The following is a 20,333-nucleotide window of genomic DNA, read 5'->3' as shown; positions in this document are numbered from 1 at the left end:
GGCGAAGCCCCTGCCAGAGCCGGACATGGGCAGGAGCATTCGCCTGCAAGCAGGCTCCTACCACCCGACTCATTCTACCGTGGGTATGCGACCAGGCGTTTCAACCCTGTAAGAGCGCGCTGTCCAGCGCCAAAGGGTCAGTCACGGGCGCCTCGCATTGCAGGCCGCGGCAGAGATAGGCACGCACACCCGTCTCCGGGGCGGCCTTCTCCGCCAGCGCGGCGGGCAGGTTGCCGGCATCGGTCGGGATCGCGAACGCCCAGACCGGGGCAGCCTGCGCCCGCAGGCGCTGCTGCCACCCGGGCAGGTCACCAGTCGCCCCGCGCAGCACGACCAGGGCCGGCGGCTGGTAGTGGATGTCCAGCGCCATCAGCAGGCTCATGTGACCCACCGGGGCCTGTTCGATCATCGGGCCGGCATTGGCCAGGGTGCGCTCGGCCGCCTCGAGGTACCGTGGCTCGGCCAGCAGGAACCCGAGCTTCTGCAAGGCCTGCGCCGCGATACCGTTGCCGTTGGCCATGGCATCGTCGGCATACACCTTCGGTCGCTGGATCAGGGCCTCGTGATCGCGGGCGGTAAAGAAGAAACCGCCGTGGTCGCGGTCCTCGAATTCCGCCAGCAGGGTATCGGCCAGGGTGACGGCCCAGCCCAGCAGGTCGCTGTCCCATTCGGTCTCCAGCAACGCCAGTGTGGCCTCCAGCAACAGGGCGTGATCGTCGAGATAGGCGCGCGGCATCGCGCCGGTCGCCCCCTCGCGCACACTGGCGTACAGCCGCCCCCCGTCGCGCCACAGCTGCTCGCGCACGGCGGACATCGCATCACGCGCCAGGTGCAGCCATTCCGGTCGCTCCAGGGCGCGCGCCGCGCGCGCCAGACCGGTGATCATCAGGGCGTTCCAGGCGCCCAGGATCTTCTCGTCACGGTGCGGCCGCACGCGGCTCTCGCGCGCCACCAGCAACAGCGCCCGCGCACGGTCCAGACGCCGATCCGCCTCCACCTCGTCGATCCCCAGGGCATCGGCGACCGTTGCCAATGGCACCACTTCGTGCAGGTGCCAGCGCCCTTCGAAATTGGCCGGGCCGTTCAGGCCCCAAACCCGGCTGGCGACCCCCCACTCGTCCGCCGGCAACAGGCCTTCGACGGTCTCCGGATCCCAGACGTAGAACCGCCCTTCCTCACCTTCGGAATCTGCATCCAGGCTCGAATAGAAGGCACCGGAGGCGTCGCGCATCTCGCGCCCCAGCCAGCCAACCGTCTGCTCGACCACCCGCCGCGAGCGATCGTCGCCCCCAGCCGCGCGTTCAGCGTAAAGCCCCAGCAGCGGGCCGTTGTCGTAGAGCATCTTCTCGAAGTGCGGGATCATCCAGCGGGCGTCCACTGAATAGCGGCAGAAACCACCACCCACCTGATCGAAGATGCCCCCGGCCGCCATCGCGTCCAGGGTTCGATGCAACATGCGTTGCGCTTCGGTGTCGCCATGGCGCGCGCCATGCCAGGCCAGCCATTCAAGCGAGGCCGGGTGCGGGAACTTTGGGGCATCGCCGAATCCGCCGAAAGACTCATCAAAGGTCTGCGCGAGTTCGGCTCGCCCCTTGTCAACGACACTGAGCGCCGGGATCTCGCCACCCGCAGGGCGATAAATTCGCCCCAGGGCTTGTTGCAGTGAGTCGTTCTGGCGCTGGATTTCCTCCGGATGCTCCGTCAGGAAGTCCGAGATCCGGGTCATCAGATCCACGAACGACGGCAGCCCGTGGCGCGGCGTGCTGGGGAAATAGGTGCCCGCAAAAAACGGCACCTGGTCCGGAGTAAGAAAGACCGTCAGCGGCCAGCCCCCAGGGCGCTGCGACAACAGCATGTGCGCGTTCTGGTAGATGCGGTCGAGATCCGGGCGCTCCTCGCGGTCCACCTTGATGTTGATGAAGCGCGCGTTCATCACCTCGGCGGTGGCCGGGTCCTCGAAGGACTCGTGCGCCATCACGTGGCACCAGTGGCAGGCGGAATAGCCGATCGACAGCAGGATCGGCTTGTCCTCGCGGCGGGCACGCTCCAATGCCGCCTCGCCCCAGGGATACCAGTCCACGGGGTTGTCGGCGTGCTGCAGCAGATAGGGGCTGCTGGCCCCGGCCAGTCGGTTCATCGCGCGGCCTCCTTGCAAGTGAATCCGGCGAACAACATGCAGGTGCACAAGGTCGCCAGGCCGAGTAGCATGTGCAGCCGGTTTTTCATCCGCAAGCGCCCATGCCCACGCACCCGTTTATCGATCCGGTCGCCCTGTCCGTTGGCCCGCTGACGCTCTACTGGTATGGGCTGATGTACCTGGTCGGCTTCGCCGCGTTCTGGGGCCTCGGCGTCTGGCGCACGCGCACCCGCAACTGGGACCCGCTACACCCCTGGCAGGTCGGCGATTTGCTCTTCTGGGGTGTGCTTGGGGTCATCATCGGCGGACGGCTCGGCTACGCGCTGTTCTATAACCTGGATACCACCCTCGCCGACCCTTTGAGCCTGTTCCGCGTATGGGAAGGTGGCATGGCCTTCCACGGTGGACTCGCCGGGGTGCTGGTCACCTGTTGGCTGTATGCGCACAAGATCGGCCAGCCCTTCTTCCGGCTGACCGACTTCATCGCCCCACTAATCCCGATCGGCCTCGGGGCCGGACGCATCGGCAACTGGATCAACGGCGAACTTTGGGGCAAGCCCACCGAGCTGCCCTGGGCCATGGTCTTCCCGGCCGCGGACTACGTCCCGCGTCACCCCTCGCAGCTCTATCAGGCCTTCCTTGAGGGCCTGGTGCTGTTCGTGGTGCTGTGGTTGGTCTCGCGCCAGCCGCGCCGCACCGGCCTGATCTCGGGCCTGTTCCTGACGTTGTACGGCAGCTTCCGCTTCCTGGTCGAGTTCGTCCGAGTACCGGATGCGCATATCGGCTACCTCGCATTCGACTGGCTGACCATGGGGCAAGTCCTGAGCCTGCCAGTCATCCTGTTCGGCGTAATCCTGATCGTCTGGTCGCGGCGCAACCCGCTGCCGGCCGCGCGCCCTGCCCCGGAGACCCCCTGAGATGCAGCAATACCTGGACCTGGTGCGCCACATCCGCGACCACGGCTCGGATCGCCCGGACCGCACCGGAACCGGCACGCGCTCGGTGTTTGGCTACCAGATGCGCTTCGACCTGGCCGACGGCTTCCCGCTGGTCACCACCAAGCGCACTCACCTGCGCTCGGTAATCCATGAACTGCTGTGGTTCATCGCCGGCGACACCAACATCGACTACCTGCGCGAGCACAAGGTCCGCATCTGGGACGAGTGGGCCACCGACTCTGGGGACCTGGGTCCGATCTACGGCGCGCAATGGCGCAACTGGGCCGGCCATGACCAGCTGGTCGAACTGATCGACAATCTTAAAAACCGGCCGCATTCCCGGCGCCACATCATTAGTGCCTGGAACGTGGCGGACCTGCCGGACGAATCGGTTTCGCCCCAGGAAAACGCCCAGGCCGGGCGCATGGCGCTCGCGCCCTGCCACACCCTGTTCCAGTTCTACGTGGCGGACGACCGCCTGTCCTGCCAGCTCTACCAGCGCAGCGCGGATGTGTTCCTCGGGGTGCCGTTCAACATCGCCAGCTATGCCTTGCTGACCCACATGATTGCCCAGGTGGTCGGCCTGAAGCCTGGCGAGTTCGTGCACACCTTCGGCGATGCGCACCTCTACCGAAACCACCAGGAACAAGTGGAAGAGCTGCTCGGGCGCGAGCCCCTGCCCCTCCCCAGCCTGCACCTGAATCCGGACGTGACCGACCTGTTCGCCTTCACCTTCGACGACATCGAGGTCCGCGACTACCAGTCGCACCCCCCAATCAAGGCGCCCATCGCCGTTTAAGGAGTCCCGCCTTGGCTCAACCCGAGATCCACCTGATGGTCGCGCTTGATCCGGATCATGTGATCGGGCGCGACAACGACCTGCCCTGGCATCTGCCGAAGGACCTGCAGCACTTCAAGCGCGTGACCGACGGCCACCCGATGATCATGGGGCGGCGCACCTTCGAGTCCATCGGGCGGCCGCTACCGAAGCGGCGCAACCTGGTCCTGACCCGCCAGGCCGGCTGGCAGGCCGACGGGGTCGAGGTCTACAACGACCTGGACGCCGCCCTGGCCACCATCGAGACAGGCCCGGCCTTCGTGATCGGCGGCGCGGGTCTGTTCGAGGAGGCCCTGTCCCGGGCCGACGTGCTGCACCTGACGCGCGTGCACGAGTGCCACGCCGGGGATACGTACTTCCCCGCGATCGACCCCGCGGACTGGGGCGTCGTCTGGTCCGAACACCACGAGGCCGACGACCGCCACGCCTGCCCCTTCACCTTCGAACGCCTCGAACGCCGCCGCTGACACAGTGTCCCGGCACCCTTTTTGTTCACCACGAAGCGCACGAAGACACGAAGAAAGGGCTAAAGATTAAGGGCGATTGCACCACAGAGGGCACAGAGGACACGGAGAAGGGCTTCGGGTTGAAAAAAGTCGCTGCTAGCGTACTTGCGGCCATTCCAGTTGTAGGTCCTGAAGAAACTCGGGTTCAGAGGTGCCAGCAATCTTCGATCAGAGCCGACGTTCATAACTAAAAATCTTTCTCCGTGATCTCTGTGTCCTCTGTGGTGCAATCGCCCTTGACCTAGGGAGACGCTGATTGAATCGCACGTCCGCGTTGGTGCCCCCTGTTTTCCGAGACAAGGCGCGTCGTGCAGCGGGTAGTGGTTCTACCCGCAAGCGGCGCAACGCAGGATCGGGGAACAGGGGGCACCAACCCCACAAGCCATTGAAAGCAGGGGCTCGGCCGCTCTTGCGTGGGAACGGCGTTGCAGCTCCCTTGTGCAGAATGACTGCACGGCAGTCACCGCGCCTTGTTCGCACGCAAAAGCGACTCGAGCGCGGACGTGCGATTCAATCAGCGTCACCCTAGCTTTTCTTCGTGCCTTCGTGTGCTTCGTGGTGAATAAAGGGTTTCAGCGTCCTCCAAACGGGGCGAAGAGGCGGCCGGGCAACAGGTGGATCAGGATGAAGCCAAGCATGGCGGCCACCACGATGGACGGCCCCGTCGGCGTGTCGTAGACAAACGAACCCCATAGTCCGGCTCCCACGGCCAGCATCCCAAGGACCGCCGCGAGTACAGCCATCTGCTCGGGGGTGGCCGCGAAGCGACGCGCACTGGCCGCCGGGATGATCATCAGCGCGGTAATCAGCAGCACCCCCACCACCTGCATCGCTGCCGCAATCACCAATGCGATCAGGAGCATCAAACCCAGACGCACGGCCACTACGGGAACCCCTTCGACGCGCGCCAGTTCTTCATGAACCGTCAGCGCGAGCAAGGGACGCCACAACAGCATCAGCATCACCAGCGCAATGCCTCCACCGATTGCAATCGCCAACAGGTCGTTCGTACCCACCGCGAGGATATCCCCGAACAAATAGGCCATCAGATCGACCCGCAAACCCTCGATGAACGTGACCGCAACAATCCCTAGCGACAGAGCGCTATGCGCCAGGATGCCGAGCAGGGTGTCCGAGGCCAGCTCCTGGCGCCGCTGAAGGAACACCAGCAATACCGCGATCAAGACGCAGACCAGCGTGACCATCAGGTTCAGGTTCAACCCGAGCAGGAAGCCAAGCGCCACGCCCAGTAAGGCGGAATGCGAGATCGTGTCACCAAAGTAGGCCATGCGCCGCCAGACCACGAACGCACCCAGCGGCCCGGCCACGGCAGCCACCATTAGCCCCGCCAGCACGGCGCGCACCAGGAAATCGTCCAGCCACCCCTCGATCATCGTTTGGTTGATCCATGTTCGTGATGGCAATCGTCCGTGCCATGTCCATGCAGGTCATGCACCTCGCCATGGAGGTCGTGGACATGGTTGTGGTCGTGCCTGTAGATCCCAATGCCCTGCACATCGCCCGTCGGGAAAAGGCGCTGGTACTCGGGATGGCGCGAAACTTCCTCCGGTCGCCCGGTACAGCAGACATGCTGGTTCAAGCAGATCACGGCATCGGCGCCGGCCATTACCAGGTGCAGGTCGTGCGAGACCATCAGGACCCCGCAGCCGGTCTCTCTGCGAATGTCGTCAATCAGGCGGAAGACCTCCCCCTGGCCAACAACATCGACCCCTTGAGCCGGCTCATCCAGCACCAACAGATTCGGTCGATTCAGCAGGGCGCGCGCCAGCAGAACTCGCTGCATTTCGCCACCGGAGAGCGATTGCACCGCCTTGCCTAACAGGTGCGGGACGCCCACCTGCTCCAGGCGTGCAAGTAGCTCCTCCTTCGCGGCCCGCTGGCGCAGGGTTAGAAAGCGATGCACGGACAGTGGCAATACCGGCTCGATCTGCAAGCGCTGGGGCATATAGCCAATACGCAAACCGGATCGTCGCTGGACGCGACCCCGCGTCGGCGACCAGAGCCCCAGCAAGACGCGCAACAGCGAAGTCTTGCCCGCGCCGTTGGGACCAATCACCACCGCGACTTCGGCAGGCTGAATCTGCACCGAAACCCGGTCAAGGATCAGCTTGCCACCGAATTCCAGGGAGATATCGCGGGCATCCAGCAGTGGCTTTTGGTCGAGTTCGGGCTTGGGCATGGTGACGGGGCTTCCCTTCTACAAATTGATATACTATAACGTTAGGAACGTTGTTTCAGACACCCTTGGAGACCACACCATGCCATCGCACCACCGCCGCCCCTTTGGGCTCGCGTTCCTGACCAGTCTGGTTACCGTGCTCGCCCTTACGGTCCCGGCCAGTGCCCTTGCGGACAAGCCGCGCATCGTGGCGACCATTCTACCGATTCACAGTATCGTTGCCGCGCTGGCCGGGGATGCCTACGAGGTCGAGCTGCTGGTCCCGGCCAACGCATCCCCCCATGGCTATTCCATGCGCCCCTCGGAGGCTCGCCGCCTGCAAAACGCGGACATGGTGGTCTGGGTTGGGCCGGACATGGAAACCTTCCTCGAACGCCCGTTACGTCGATCCGGGAACCGCGAGATCGTCAGCCTGATGGACGACCTCGATCTAGAACTCAAGCCCACCCGCGAAGGCGGTGTCTGGGAACATGATCACCATGATCACGGCCATGATGACGATCATGGGCACGAGGATGGCCATGGGCATGACCACAACGACCATGGACACGAGCACGACCACGGGCATGACCACAACGACCATGGACACGAGCACGACCATCATCACGGTCATTACGATGCTCACATTTGGCTGTCACCGGTGTTGGTGCGCTCGATTACGGAGCAACTCGCCGACCGCATGATGGGATGGGACCCGGAACGCGCAGACACTATCGCGTCCAACCGGGATGCCCTGCTTGAACGCATCGATGACCTGGATGATCAACTGGCTCAACAGCTCGAGCCGATACGCGATCGGGCCTTTATCGTCTTCCACGACGCCTACCAATACTTCGAACAACACTACGGGCTGACCGCCGCCGGCTCGATCAGTATCGACCCCTCGCGCAGCCCCGGCGCACGGCGCATTAGCGAGTTGCGCGAACGGGTCGCCGATGGCGACGTCGTTTGCCTGTTTACCGAACCTCAGTTCCGTCCGGCCCTGGCGGAGACCGTATCCGAAGGCACCGATACGCGCCTGGGCATACTGGACCCCGTCGGCTCCGACCTGGAACCCGGCCCGGACGCCTGGTTCGAACTGATGCGTGGGATGGCCGATAGCCTTGAGGAATGCCTGACCGCCAACTGAGGTGTAAGTACGCCCCTGGTGGCCCGCCGGCCGCCGGGGGATCACCAAAGCACGAGCAACCAGACCACGCCGGCATTCACGAAACTGAGCAGCACCGCCGCCGAGGCCATGTCCTTGGCGCGGGCGGATAGCGGGTGGCGTTCGTCGCCGAAACGGTCAACCGCCGCCTCCACCGCAGAGTTCAGCAGCTCCACCACCAGAATCAACAACAGGCTCCCCACCAACAACGCCCGCTCCACCCCGGTCTCGCCCTGCCAAACGGCGACGGGCACCAGTACCGCCACCAACGCGAGCTCCTGACGGAACGCGGACTCATGACGGAAGGCCTCGCAAAGACCCCGCCAGGAATAGCCAAACGCATGCCACACGCGGCTGAACCCGCGCCGCCCGCTATCCGCCATACGGGTACTCCCGGGATCGCCGGCTCATGACGCGGGAGGCGCCGCCACCGCCACTCGGTTTCGGCCCTCGCGCTTGGCGCGGTACATGGCTTCGTCGAGCCTTCGGAGCAGTTCACTGCGCGGCTCTTCGGCATAAAACTCCGCCACGCCGAGACTGACGGTGACCTCACCCACACGAGGGAAGGCATGCCCGGCCACCCGCGCTCGGATTGCCTCGGCCACCCGAGCACCGGTCTCCGCCCCGTCACCTGGAAGCAGAACCATAAACTCCTCGCCGCCCCAGCGTCCGAGCACATCCGAGCTGCGCAGGCGCTCGCCTGCGACCCGCGTAACGTCCTGCAAAACGGCATCCCCTATGGCGTGTCCGTAGGTATCGTTCACGTCCTTGAAATGATCCAGATCGAACATTACCAGCGAAAAAACCTGGCCGTAGCGCTCGGCACGCTGGACCTCCCGATCCAGCAGGCTTTCGAAGTAGCGCCGGTTGGCGACCCCCGTCAGTCGGTCGTAGAAGGCCTGACGCTCGAGCTCGGCCTGGTTACGCTCCAGTGCCTGCTGGGTCGCCTTCAGTTCGATGATATCGACCGCCGTCCCCGCCACACGCGTCACCTGCCCGTCGGCATCCGTGATCGGGTAGCGGCGGACCCGGACCCAGCGTTCTTCGCCGTCCGGCCGACGGATCCGGAAGGTCTCGTCGGCCGTGCCATCCCCGAAATCGGCAGACAGGAAAACCGCCTCCACCCGCGGTCGGTCGTCCGGGTGCACGGCCTCCAGCATCGCGACCGAATCCTGGTACAGGCGCTCGCGACTGTACCCCCAGACCCGCTCGTACGCCGGGTTGACGTACAGAATCTTGTCCGCGTCCTGCAGCCAGAAGACCTCGTTCACCGAGCCCGCCAGCTGGCGGAAACGCGCCTCGCTCGCACGCAGAGCATCTTCCATCGCCACCTGATCGGAGATGTCGATCATCACGCCGTGCCAGACGATGCTGCCATCCGCTCGCGACGCCTCCGGAGTCGCTCGGCCCTCGATCCAGATGGTCCCGCGTACCGGGTGATGCATGCGGAAGCGTTCGCGCCAGGGGGCGAGTTCGCGCGCCGATTCATCGATGCTGGCCTGGATACGCTGTAGATCCTCCGGGTTCACGCGCGCGAAGGCGGCATCGGCGTCCTGTTGGATCCGGTCGGGAGACAACCCGAACACGAGCTGCGCGCCTTCACTGATGAACGGGAATTCATGGCGCCCGTCGGCGAACACCCGGTACTGGTAGATCGCACCGGGTAGGTGGCTGGTGGCCTTGTTCAGGTGTGCCTCGCGCTCGCGCCGGGCAGTCTGATCCTGGAACGAGACCACGGCGCCATCCACCCGGCCGGCCGCATCGAAGGTGGGCGCGGCAAACACACTGACCGGAACCCGCGTGCCGTCGGTGCGGACGAAGTGATCTTCCCAGGCCTCCAGTGGCTTGCCCGTCTCGAGGACGTGATGGATCGGGCAGGCCTCGGGCGGGTAGACCGACCCATCCTCGAGCACGTGGTGGCTGGTCGAATGGGCATCCCGCCCCAGGGCATCGCCCTCGGTCTCGAACCCCAGCAGACGACAGGCCGCCGGATTCAGGAAGGTATAGCGCCCATAGCGATCCAGGCCGAAGACCCCTTCGGCCAGGTTCGCCAGCAGACGCGTCTGAAAGGCCTCGGCCGCGCGCAGCTCGGTGATGTCCTCGATCACCCCGTCGAACACGCACTGACCGTCCGCGTCCTCGGTCCGGTAGGCGGTGATCCGGGCACGGAAGGGACGCCCCCGCAGCGTCTTCAGGTCCACCTCGCGTCCGACCACCCGCCCGTACGCCGCCAGATCGCGACTGAGCGCCGCCCGCTCGGCGGGGTCCCGGTACAACTCGCGGACCGGCGTCGATCGCAGCTCGGTCTCGGTCGCGGCCTCGAACAGCTCCACCATCGCCGGGTTGAGCCGCACGAAGCGGCCCTCCGGCCCCGGTGTATTGCGGTACACGCCCACCGGCAGCCGGCCGAACGCCACCCCGTAGAACTCCAGCTCACATTCGTAGTGGCGGGTCTCCGAGACATCGTGGATGATCGAGTAGAGGTAGTGTGTCCCGTCCAGAACCACCGGCCCGGAATACACCTCGACATCGCGGATCTCGCCTCCACAGATGCGATGGCGAAAGCGAAAGAACCGACGTTCCTCGCGTACCGCCCGGTCCATCTCCGCGCGCACCTCTTCCGCCGAGAGCGTATTGATATCCTGGATATGCATGGTCTTGAGCGTATCGGTTGAGTAGCCGTAGAACGCCTCCGCGGCCGGATTGGCATCGACGATCCCGCCATCGTCGGGATCAATCAGAAGCTTCGGGGCGGTGTTGGCAGTAAAGGTCTGTTCGTAGACCTGGGCGGCGGAGTCGCCCCCCATCCCGCGCTGCACAGTCGCGAGTCGCCCGTCCGGATCCGGCGCCAGCACCATTGTGCAAGCGACCGCCGTTGCATTCGAAACAGTCGGCGCGGTCAGCGAGAGATCCAGGGTCACCTCGGCTGAGCCCGAGCGTGCAAGGGCATCCATCAGCGTCTTGCGTTGTCCCTGTGGGACACAGTCACCCAGCCACACAGCGCGGAGATCATCCGGGGTGCAGCCCAGCCATTCGGCCAGTCGCGCATTGGCTACGCGGATAATGCCGCCAGGCTCCAGATACACGAGACCCATGGCCACGCGATCAAAAAGGCGGGTCTCTTTCGCCCCCGTCTGGCCCATCAAGTCCCTCCAGGAAGGTTGCGCCCCTCCTTCAATTCCCTTGTACCACCTGATTGCGGCCCGAATGCTTGGCGCGGTACATGGCATCGTCCGCGCGCTTGGTCCAGTCCTTGATGGCCTCGCCATGGCGGCACTCGGCCACACCCAGGCTGATGGTGACGTTTCCCACCAGCGGCAGGTCCAGCGCCGCCACCTTGGCGCGCAGATCATCCGCTAGCTGAACGGCCGCATCAGCACCCGTCCCCGGGAGCAGAACCATGAACTCCTCGCCACCCCAACGGCCCAGCACATCGGCATTGCGCAGGCGGCTGCGGACCGCACCCGCGACCCTCCGCAGGACTTCATCGCCAATATCGTGCCCGAAGGTATCGTTGATCTGCTTGAAGTGGTCGAGATCCAGCATCACCAGTGAACAGGGATCTTCGTAGCGGTCGGCCCGCCGGGCCTCCTGTTCCAGAAGGGCCTCGAAATGGCCTCGGTTGGTGGCTTCCGTCAGTGTGTCGTAGAAGGCCTGATGTTCGAGTGCGGCCTCCAGTTCCTTTTGTCGCGTGATGTCATGAAACACGGCGATGTAGTTCTCGATAGCCCCGTTGGCGTCGTGGATCGCGGTCACGATCTCGTGCAGGGGGAATACCACTCCGTCTTTGCGCCGGTTCCATACCTCGCCCGCCCAGGAGCCATATTCACGAACGGTCGCGAACATGTCTTGATAGAAGCTGTAACCCTGGTAGCCCGAGTTCATGATGCGAGGGTTCTGCCCCACCGCCTCTTCCTCGGAAAATCCGGTCAACTCGGTAAAGGTCGCGTTGACCCGCTGGATGGTCCCCTCCACGTCGGTGATGAAGATAGCCTGGCTGCTGTCGAAGGTTGCGGCCAGCAGGCGCTGCTCCTGTTCAAGCTGGTGTTGCTCGGTAACATCCTGGACAGTCCCAATCATCCGCAACGGCTTCCCGTCCGAACCAAATTCCACATGGCCACGCTCGCGGACCACCCGCTCCTCGCCATCCGGACGCAGGATGCGATGCGTGGTATCGAAAGGCGATTCCCCGGCGAGCGCCGCATCCACATCGGACTGGACCCGCTCGCGATCCGCCGGATGTACCGCCTGCATGAACGCCTCGTGAGTCCCGTCCCACGTACCGCGGTGGATCCCGAAGATACGGTAGACCTCGTCCGACCAGCGAATCTCGTTACGCACGAAGTCGGACACCCAGTTGCCGATGTGGGCAATCCGCTGGGCCTCGGCCAGTTCGTGCTCGCGCAGATGGAGCGCCTCCTCGGCCTGCACCCGCTCGGTAATATCAAGGATCACGCCATGCCACAGCACGCTGCCATCCTCCAGGGCCTCGGGGCTCGCATGCCCCTCGGCCCAGATCTCGCCGCGCTCGGGGTGACGCACCCGGTAGCGCTGACGCCAGGGCTCCAGGCAGCGCATGGATGCCTCGATGCTCGCCGTCACGCGATCCACGTCCTCCGGATGAATCACCTCGAAGACGTGGCAGGCGTCCCGCATCACCGCCTCGGGCGTCACGCCGTAGATGTCCGTGATCCCCTCGCTGGCATACGGGAACGCCGCATGCCCGTCCGGGAACTGCCGGTACTGATAGATCACCCCCGGCAGGTTCTGCGCGATCTTCTCGAGGTAACGCTCCGTTTCCACCCGAGCGCCCACGTCCTGGTAGGCGCCGATCAGCTCGGCCACCGCCCCCTGGTCATCCCGGATCGCGGTGATCTGGTCCTCCAGCCACTGCCAGTGCCCGCCAGGCATGCGCTGGCGATAGTTCAGGCGGCAGAATCCGCGAGCGCGTTCCGCCAACCAGCGTTTGATCTGGCTTGCACAGCGCCGGTAGTCCTCGGGGGCGAGATGGGTGACGAGCCAGTCCGGCTCGCGCATGATCTGCTCAGGGGTCCAGCCGGTCACCGTCTGCACATTGCGGCTGAGCCAGGTCATCGTGCCCAGGTCCGACGGGTCCATGGTGTAGATCACCGCCGGGCTGGCCCGCAGCAGGGTCTCGGTACGCTGTTCGGCCGCCTTGCGCGTGCCGATATCGGCGACCACCACGAGCAGGGCCTCGGGGCAGTCTTCAGTTGCCGGGATACGGCTGGTCGTCAACTCCACCCAGCATGCCTCGTCGGTGGCATCCAGCAGCCGAGCCTCTACCTTGCTGTTGCCGCACTCGCCCTTCAGCAGGGCGTGGCGGTGAGCCGTCACCTGTTCGCGGTCGTCCGGACAGACGTGCGCTTCCAGGGTGGCGCCGGCCAGATCCGCCGGATCACAGGCCAGCAGGGCCCCAAGGCAGGGATTAGCGCGCAGGATGCGCCCGTCGGTATCCATCTCGGCCAGCCCCACCGGCGCTTGTTCGAACAGCGCCGCATAGCCGTGGATGGCACAAAGCTCACTCATTGTTTTCCTTGCCCGTCTTGCTACCCCTCTATGTGGAGGCTTTGCCGGAAACGTAATGAGCGTTTCCCTTGCCCTCGGACCTGACAATGGATTGGTAGACTTGATTCAAAAATACCAGATAACCCGTTGGGTTGGGGCTTTTCCCTACAGAAACACGCTTACTCCCCCTCAAAACGAAAACGCCCCCGATCTACGGGGGCGTTTTACCGGGCATAAGCCCGGGATGTAGACAGACGTACCTCTAACCGTGGGTACCGGTCCGCGGGGCGTTGTCGTCCCCCTCGTCTACCGGCTGGAAGACCACATCCAGCGCCTTGGCCGCGGCCACTTCGTTGAAGCGGCGGTTCGGCAGGTTATGCGGCGCACTCTTGATGGTTTCCATGTCGTTCTCCGACTCGGCCAGGATGCAGGCCATCGCCTCGACGAAGCCGTCCAGCGTCTCCTTCGACTCGGTCTCGGTCGGCTCCACCAGCAGGCACTCCGGGACCAGCAGCGGGAAGTAGGTGGTCGGCGCGTGGTAACCGTGGTCGAGTAGCCGCTTGGCCACGTCCCCGGCCGTCAGGCCGCGCTCCTTGGCCTGCTTTTTCATCGTCACGATGAACTCGTGAGTGGCGCGGCGCTTGGGATAGGCCAGATCGAAACCGGCCGCCGCCAGTTCTCGCGCCAGGTAGTTGGCGTTCAGGGTCGAGAATTCAGAGACCCGCACCATGCCCTCGCGCCCCAGCATGCGCATGTAGACGTAGGCGCGCAGCAGCACGCCGGCGTTCCCGCCGAAGGCCGACAAGCGCCCGATGCTCTGCGGACGATCAGACTCCTCGGCGAGGCGATAACCACCCTGCTCCGCCTCGATCACGTGCGGGATCGGCATGAACGGCAGCAGACGCTCGGAGACGCCCACGGCACCAGAACCCGGCCCACCGCCGCCGTGCGGCGTGGAGAAGGTCTTGTGCAGGTTCATATGGATCACGTCGAAGCCCATGTCGCCCGGGCGCACCTTGCCGAGGATCGCGTTCAGGTTCGCGCCGTCGTAGTACAGCAGGCCGCCGGCGTCATGGACGATCTTCGCGATCTCGGAGATCCGCCGCTCGAACACGCCCACGGTGGACGGATTGGTCAGCATGATCCCAGCCGTCTGCGGGCCCACCGCGGCCTTCAGGGCCTCGATATCCACGTCGCCGGTCTCGTCGGTGGGGATCTCGCGCACCTCGTAGCCGCACATGATCGCGGTCGCCGGATTGGTGCCATGTGCGGCATCCGGGACGATGATCTCGCGGCGCTCGGTATCGCCGCGGGCGTCGTGGTAAGCCCGGATCATGGCCACGCCGGTGTACTCGCCCTGCGCACCTGCCATCGGCGCCAGCGACACGGCCTTCATGCCCGTCACTTCCTTCAGCATCTCCTGCAGCTCGAACATGGTCTGCAGGAAGCCCTGGCTGTGGCTGGCCGGGGCGTGTGGATGCCGGTTCAGGAATCCGGGCAGCATCGCCAGGCTGTTACAGGCGCGCGGGTTGTACTTCATCGTGCACGAGCCCAGCGGGTAGAACTCGGTGTCGATGGAGAAGTTCTTCTGCGACAACCGCGTGTAATGCCGCACCACGTCCAGTTCCGAGGCAGCCGGAAGACCCGGGGCTGACTTGCGCTGCAGGTTCGCGGGGATGCGGGTCGCCGCGTGGTCGCGCGGGGCCTGGGCCACGGCCGAGCGGCCGGCGCGGGAACGTTCGAAGATCAGATTGGCATCAGTGGTGCTCATAGCGGTTTCTCGCTTGCGTATTCGGGTAACGGTGACCGGGCACAAACCCGGGCACCGGCGGCGCGGATCCGGTCCGGCCGATTACTGGGTCGGACTCAGGTTGGCCCGGTCATCCAGGGCCGCGAACGCGGCGTCGTAGTCCGGCTCGTCGCCGATCTCGGAGACCAGCTCGGCGTGCATCACCAGGTTGTCTGTGTCCAGCACGACGACGCCACGCGCGGTGATCCCGGCCAGCGGGCCGTCCTGGATCAGCACGCCGTAGTCCTTGGCGAAATTGCGATCGCGCATCATCGACAGCACGGTCACGCGCTCCAGGCTCTCGGCGGCGCAGAAGCGGCTCATCGCGAACGGCAGATCGGCGGAGACGATCAGGATCTCCAAGTCCGGACGGCTGGCCACCATCTCGTTGAACTTCTTGGTCGAGTCGGCACAGACCGGGGTGTCCAGGCTGGGTACGATGGAGATCAGCTTGCGCTTGTCGCCAAAATCGCCCAGCGAGACGTCCTGCAGATCCTTGTTGGTCAGCTTGAAGTCCGGGGCCGGCGAGCCCACATGCGGCAGGTCGCCGTTGGTGTTGATCGGATTACCTTGCAGCTTGATTTCGGCCATGATTGCCTCCTAGGCGTTGTGTATATGGCACGTTGGGTCGGTGACCCTGGGGTTATGTATAGACTCAGGCGGCCTTCGCCTGCTCCCAGGTCGTCACGTACTGCTCCAGGTCGGATTCGGTCTTGGTCTCGGTGGCACAGGCCAGCACGCAGCCTTCCAGCTGGGCGTAGTCGCGACCCAGCTCGAAGCCCGGCAGTACGCCGGCGTCGGCCATGGCCTGCACCCGGGTTGCGGCATCGCCGCCGAAGTCCAGCGCAACCTCGTGGAAGTACTCGCCGGTAAAGCGCGGCTTGATCCCCTTCGCGGCCAGCTTCTCCACCAGGGCGTGAGTGTTCGCATAGCAGGCCTCGGCGACACGGGTCAGGCCCTCGTCACCCAGCAACGACATGTGAATCGTCGCGGCCGTGACCACCAGGCCCTGGTTGGTGCAGATGTTCGAAGTCGCCTTGGAGCGGCGGATATGCTGCTCACGCGCCTGCAAGGTCAGCACGAAGCCGGGCTTGCCGTCGGCATCCTCGGCACGACCAACGATACGCCCCGGCATCTGCCGGATGTGCTTCTTCAACGTGGTCATGAAGCCGAAGTACGGCCCGCCGGAGGACAGTGGTGCGCCCAGCGGCTGCCCTTCACCGACCACGATATCCACGCCGTTGGTGCCCCACTCGCCCGGCGGCTTCAGCAGCGCCAGCGAGACCGGGTTCACCACGGCGATCACAGGGATGCCGCGTTCCTCGGCCCAGCCGGTGAGGGCATCCACGTCTTCCAGGATGCCGAAGAAGTTCGGCTGACTGATGACCATGGCGGTGACGTCCTCGTCCGCATGTGGCGCCAGAGCGTCCACCGGGGTCTGGCCAGTGGTCTCGTCGAACGGCAGTTCCACCAGATCGATGCCCTGGTTGCCGATCAGTGTCTTCACCACCTTGCGGTAATCCGGGTGCAGCGCCCCCGGCAGCAACACGCGCTTGGCCTTGGAACGGCGATTCACGCGCACCGCCATCAGCACGGCCTCGGCCAAAGCGGAGGCACCGTCATACAGCGAGGCATTGGAGACCTCCATCCCGGTCAGGCGGCTAATCATCGTCTGGTATTCGTAGATCAGCTGCAGCGTGCCCTGGCTGGCCTCCGCCTGGTACGGCGTGTAGGCGCTGTAGAACTCGCCGCGGGTGGCGATCTGCCACACGGCGGCCGGGATGTGGTGCTCGTATGCACCGGCCCCGATGAAATTCGATGGCATGCCGTCCAGCGCGGCCCGCTCCTGCATCAGGCGAGCAATGCCCATCTCGTTCTCGCCCTCGGGAATCCCGGTGAGCGGTGGCGAGCGCAGATCGGCCGGGATCTCGTCGAACAGGTCTTCGACGGAATCGGCACCGATGCGATCGAGCATGGCGCGGATGTCTTCTTCGGTATGCGGGATAAACGGCATGTCAGGTCTCGCTTTTGCCGGTTACGGCAACGTTCGGTTGGGTCCCGGCCGGACGCGGCCGGGACCGGTGATACGCGGCTACGCTCAGGATTCCGCCTCGACGTGCGCGGCATACGCATCCGCGTCCATCAGGGCATCCAGCTCGCCGGCATCGGACGGCTGCACCTTGAACAGCCAGCCGTCCTCGAAGGGCGACTCATTGACCTTCTCGGGGCTGTCGGCCAGCTCCTCGTTGATCTCGGTCACCTCGCCAGAGATCGGCGCATAGATATCGGAGGCGGCCTTGACCGATTCCACGGTCGCACAGGCGCTGCCGGCCTCGATGCTGCTGCCAGCCTCCGGGGCTTCGACAAACACCAGATCACCCAGCAGTTCCTGCGCGTGATCGGTAATCCCCACGGTCACGCTGCCATCCGCCTCGCTGCGCACCCACTCGTGGCTTTTGGTGTACTTCAGGTCCTTCGGTGCTTCGCTCATGACGTCTTCCTTTTGCTTGTTGGATCCCGCCTGCGCAGTGTAGTCCGGCGCAGGCGGGATGAGGCAATTCTAGTTAGCTCTTGAGTTCGATCTGCGGCTCGCCATTTCGGACAAACACCGGCTTCACCACCCGCACCGGCAGCTTGCGTCCGCGGATGTCCGCGTGCAGCTCCTCTGCCTCGACCCCGGCCGGGATTCGCGCAAAGGCGACCGACACACCGAGACTGGGGGAGAAACTACCGGAGGTCACCACGCCATCGCCGGCCTCGGTCTCGATGCGGGTGCCACCACGCAGCACCCCGCGACCGTCCAGCACCAGCCCAACCATGTGTTCCTTCACACCCTCGGCCTTTGACTGCTCGATCGGCTTGCGACCAATGAAATCGCGATCAGCATCCTTCAGGGCGATGGTCCAGCCAAGGTTGGCCGTCAGCGGATTGGTCTGGTCGTCCATATCCGTGCCGTAGAGATTCATGCCGGCCTCCAGGCGCAGGGTGTCGCGGGCGCCGAGGCCGATGGGGTGCACGCCAGCGTCCTTGAGCTTCTCCCAGAGACCGTCGGCCTCCTCCGCCGGCAGCATCACCTCGAAGCCATCTTCGCCGGTGTACCCGGTGCGGGCGACGAACCACTTGTCATTCCAGACCGCGGAAAACGGCTTGAGATCCCCGGCCGAGCGCAGATCGGGTGGCAGCAACGGCAGGGTCTTCTCCACTGCCTGCGGGCCCTGGATCGCGATCAACGCAAACTCCGGACGCGGCGCGACCGTGGCGTCGAAGTCCTGCGCCACCTTCTGCATGTGCGCGATATCACCCTCGGCGGTCGCCGCATTCACCACGGCGCGGTAGCTGGCGCCACCGGTCCAATAGATGATCAGGTCATCAATCACGCCGCCGGACTCGTTCAGCATGCAGCTGTACAGGGCGCGGCCTTCGGTCTTCAACTTGGCCACGTCGTTCGCCAGCAGGTAACGCAGAAACGCCTGAGCCTGCGGGCCGTGGATATCCACGACCTGCATGTGCGAGACATCGAACATGCCAGCGGATTCGCGTACGCGCTTGTGCTCTTCCATCTGGGAGCCGTAGTGCAGAGGCATCTCCCAGCCGGCGAAATCGACCAGCTTGGCCCCCGCGCGCTGATGCGCGGCATGGAGCGGAGTTGTCTTCAACGTCGTCATCACATTCTCGCCTTGCGTCCGTATGGTGGTCAGTTCGCCGGCATCCGCCAGTGGAACCACGAGGCCCGGCCGCCGTGCTCCGGGCATAAAAAAAGGGGCGGCCGGCAGAGTGAATCTGCCAGCCGCCCCTCTGTCCTGAAACCTGAGAGTTTGCGCCGTGTCAGCTGCATCTGCGCTGCACGGCCGCCCCCTTCGGTGGACCGTTTCCGGCCGCTCTCCAGAGTGTGTCTCCTGCACCGTTCCGGTCCTGTAGCCTGAGCGATTCCGGGCGGATGTTGCGCCTTCGGCGTCTGCCAATCGACTCGCGATCGCAGATCTCTTCCAGAACGGTGTGCGGGCATTGTCGAGCACCCGCAGACGAAACTAATTGTAGACCAAAATACCCTCGCTGCGAAAGCCCGGACGGGCCGCGCCACTATTCCGCCGCCGCGGCCTGCCCCGTCACCTACCCCCTCATGCATCCAAAAAGCACCGTCATTGCGAGGAGCCGAAGGCGACGCGGCAACCTCCGTCCGAAACCACCGGATGCTGATCGTGACGCTCCGCCAGCTTTCGGAGGTTGCTTCGTCGCCTTCGGCTCCTCGCAATGACGGTGCCAGTGGCGACACTCTGCGCGCGCCCTACAACGCCATGTCGATCGCAAGCAGGACGACGAAGCCGACCAGGACCCCCACCGTGGCCTGGGCCTCATGCCCTTTCCGGTGCGACTCGGGAATGATTTCGTGGCTGATCACGAACAGCATCGCGCCGGCCGCAAACGCCAGTCCCCAGGGCAACAGGAACTCCATCAGCGTAACGGCACCCGCCCCGATCAGCCCCCCAATCGGCTGAACCAGTCCTGTCAGCAGCGTCACGCCGAAGGCCGACCACTTGCTGTAGCCCAGCGACAAGAGGGCGATTGCCACCACCAGACCTTCGGGCATGTTCTGCAGACCAATCGCGATCGCCAGGGTGATCCCATCGCTGACATCATCCCCGCCGAAGCCCACACCCACGGCCAGACCCTCTGGCAGGTTGTGCAGGGCAATGGCAAAGATGAACAGCCAGACCCGGCGAATCTTCGCGGGGTCCGCCCCACTTTGCGGGCCAATGTGAAAATGCTCGTGCGGGACGCACTTGTGCAACGCGAGCAACGCACCACCGCCAAGGGCCATGCCCACTGACAGTACAACGATCGCCATGCCCACCCCACCGTACTGAAGCTCCGCCTGCTCCACCGATGGCAGGACCAGCTCGAAGGCCGTGGCGGAGAGCATTACACCCGCGCCAAAGCCCATCATTGCGTCCTCCACCGACTGACTGATGCGGCGCAGGAAGAAGATCGGGATGGCGCCCACCGCCGTCATCAGGCCGGCGACAAAACTCGCCAGAAGCCCAATTTGCAGCGTACTCATGTCCGCGGCCCGGTCTTCCAGCGTGGGCCAGACCAGGCTGATCAGCCAGATAAAGGCCGCCAGCGCGACCAGCGAGCCGACCAGGAAGATCCGGGGCACCGGCTTGGTGTGATCGTCCTCAGGCAAAGAATGGGGGGCGTCGCTCATGCTCGATCCTTGAACGTTGGGGTGGTGGGAGAGTACCCATCGACTT

At 64.7% G+C, this 20,333-nt stretch carries 16 protein-coding genes and 2 riboswitches; of the genes, 4 read left to right on the top strand and 12 right to left on the bottom strand.

What is annotated here, in order from left to right:
• Positions 1 to 100: 100 nt before the first annotated feature.
• Positions 101 to 2,137 carry a thioredoxin domain-containing protein gene (locus tag D002_RS0104385; protein ID WP_018140693.1) on the bottom strand — a complete coding sequence of 679 codons (2,037 nt, stop codon included), beginning with the start codon at positions 2,135 to 2,137 and terminating at the stop codon, positions 101 to 103.
• 101 nt (positions 2,138 to 2,238) lie between these two features.
• Here D002_RS0104385 and lgt point away from each other — a divergent pair, with 101 nt between their 5' ends.
• From lgt to D002_RS0104370, 3 genes are read left to right on the top strand one after another with little or no spacing between them, the layout of a single operon-like run.
• Positions 2,239 to 3,054 carry a prolipoprotein diacylglyceryl transferase gene (lgt, locus tag D002_RS0104380; RefSeq protein ID WP_018874884.1) on the top strand — a complete coding sequence of 272 codons (816 nt, stop codon included), beginning with the start codon at positions 2,239 to 2,241 and terminating at the stop codon, positions 3,052 to 3,054.
• A gap of 1 nt (position 3,055) precedes the next feature.
• Positions 3,056 to 3,874, top strand: a complete 819-nt coding sequence (locus tag D002_RS0104375) for a thymidylate synthase (protein WP_018140691.1) — start codon at positions 3,056 to 3,058, stop codon at positions 3,872 to 3,874.
• A gap of 11 nt (positions 3,875 to 3,885) precedes the next feature.
• Entirely contained in the window at positions 3,886 to 4,380 is a 495-nt protein-coding gene (locus D002_RS0104370; RefSeq protein ID WP_018140690.1) for a dihydrofolate reductase, read from the top strand.
• A gap of 611 nt (positions 4,381 to 4,991) precedes the next feature.
• Here the strand turns inward: D002_RS0104370 and znuB are convergent.
• Positions 4,992 to 5,813: a zinc ABC transporter permease subunit ZnuB gene (gene znuB, locus D002_RS0104365; protein ID WP_018140689.1), complete on the bottom strand. Its 822-nt coding sequence runs from the start codon at positions 5,811 to 5,813 to the stop codon at positions 4,992 to 4,994.
• Positions 5,810 to 6,619: a zinc ABC transporter ATP-binding protein ZnuC gene (znuC, locus tag D002_RS0104360; protein ID WP_018140688.1), complete on the bottom strand. Its 810-nt coding sequence runs from the start codon at positions 6,617 to 6,619 to the stop codon at positions 5,810 to 5,812. The genes znuB and znuC overlap by 4 nt, the downstream gene beginning before the upstream one ends.
• A 79-nt stretch (positions 6,620 to 6,698) precedes the next feature.
• Here znuC and znuA point away from each other — a divergent pair, with 79 nt between their 5' ends.
• A complete protein-coding gene (znuA, locus tag D002_RS0104355) occupies positions 6,699 to 7,748 on the top strand; it encodes a zinc ABC transporter substrate-binding protein ZnuA (RefSeq protein ID WP_018140687.1) in 1,050 nt (349 codons plus the stop codon).
• A gap of 41 nt (positions 7,749 to 7,789) precedes the next feature.
• Here the strand turns inward: znuA and D002_RS0104350 are convergent, their stop codons facing one another.
• The 9 genes from D002_RS0104350 to D002_RS0104310 form a co-directional block, all read right to left on the bottom strand.
• Positions 7,790 to 8,149: a diacylglycerol kinase gene (locus D002_RS0104350; protein WP_018140686.1), complete on the bottom strand. Its 360-nt coding sequence runs from the start codon at positions 8,147 to 8,149 to the stop codon at positions 7,790 to 7,792.
• Between the two features lie 24 nt (positions 8,150 to 8,173).
• Positions 8,174 to 10,909, bottom strand: a complete 2,736-nt coding sequence (locus D002_RS0104345) for a PAS domain S-box protein (RefSeq protein ID WP_018140685.1) — start codon at positions 10,907 to 10,909, stop codon at positions 8,174 to 8,176.
• Between the two features lie 31 nt (positions 10,910 to 10,940).
• Positions 10,941 to 13,313 (bottom strand): PAS domain-containing protein, encoded by a 2,373-nt coding sequence (locus D002_RS0104340; RefSeq protein WP_018140684.1) that lies wholly within the window; start codon positions 13,311 to 13,313, stop codon positions 10,941 to 10,943.
• Between the two features lie 241 nt (positions 13,314 to 13,554).
• A complete protein-coding gene (gene gcvPB, locus D002_RS0104335) occupies positions 13,555 to 15,063 on the bottom strand; it encodes an aminomethyl-transferring glycine dehydrogenase subunit GcvPB (protein ID WP_018140683.1) in 1,509 nt (502 codons plus the stop codon).
• 81 nt (positions 15,064 to 15,144) lie between these two features.
• Complete coding sequence (gene tpx, locus D002_RS0104330) at positions 15,145 to 15,672, bottom strand: thiol peroxidase (RefSeq protein WP_018140682.1); 528 nt, start codon at positions 15,670 to 15,672, stop codon at positions 15,145 to 15,147.
• A gap of 64 nt (positions 15,673 to 15,736) precedes the next feature.
• Positions 15,737 to 17,095, bottom strand: coding sequence for an aminomethyl-transferring glycine dehydrogenase subunit GcvPA (gene gcvPA, locus D002_RS0104325; RefSeq protein ID WP_018140681.1), 1,359 nt, complete (start codon positions 17,093 to 17,095; stop codon positions 15,737 to 15,739).
• 84 nt (positions 17,096 to 17,179) lie between these two features.
• On the bottom strand, positions 17,180 to 17,572 hold the full coding sequence (gene gcvH, locus D002_RS0104320) for a glycine cleavage system protein GcvH (RefSeq protein ID WP_018140680.1): 393 nt from the start codon (positions 17,570 to 17,572) through the stop codon (positions 17,180 to 17,182).
• A gap of 73 nt (positions 17,573 to 17,645) precedes the next feature.
• Entirely contained in the window at positions 17,646 to 18,746 is a 1,101-nt protein-coding gene (gene gcvT, locus D002_RS0104315; protein WP_026181518.1) for a glycine cleavage system aminomethyltransferase GcvT, read from the bottom strand.
• 120 nt (positions 18,747 to 18,866) lie between these two features.
• Positions 18,867 to 18,977: riboswitch (glycine riboswitch) on the bottom strand.
• Between the two features lies 1 nt (position 18,978).
• A riboswitch (glycine riboswitch) is annotated at positions 18,979 to 19,080 on the bottom strand.
• 286 nt (positions 19,081 to 19,366) lie between these two features.
• Positions 19,367 to 20,287: a ZIP family metal transporter gene (locus tag D002_RS0104310; RefSeq protein WP_018140678.1), complete on the bottom strand. Its 921-nt coding sequence runs from the start codon at positions 20,285 to 20,287 to the stop codon at positions 19,367 to 19,369.
• Between the last annotated feature and the right edge of the window lie 46 nt (positions 20,288 to 20,333).

The organism is Thioalkalivibrio sp. ALJ7, assembly GCF_000376865.1.
Taxonomy (GTDB): Bacteria; Pseudomonadota; Gammaproteobacteria; order Ectothiorhodospirales; family Ectothiorhodospiraceae; genus Thioalkalivibrio.
This window is presented reverse-complemented; position numbering and strand designations above follow the sequence as displayed.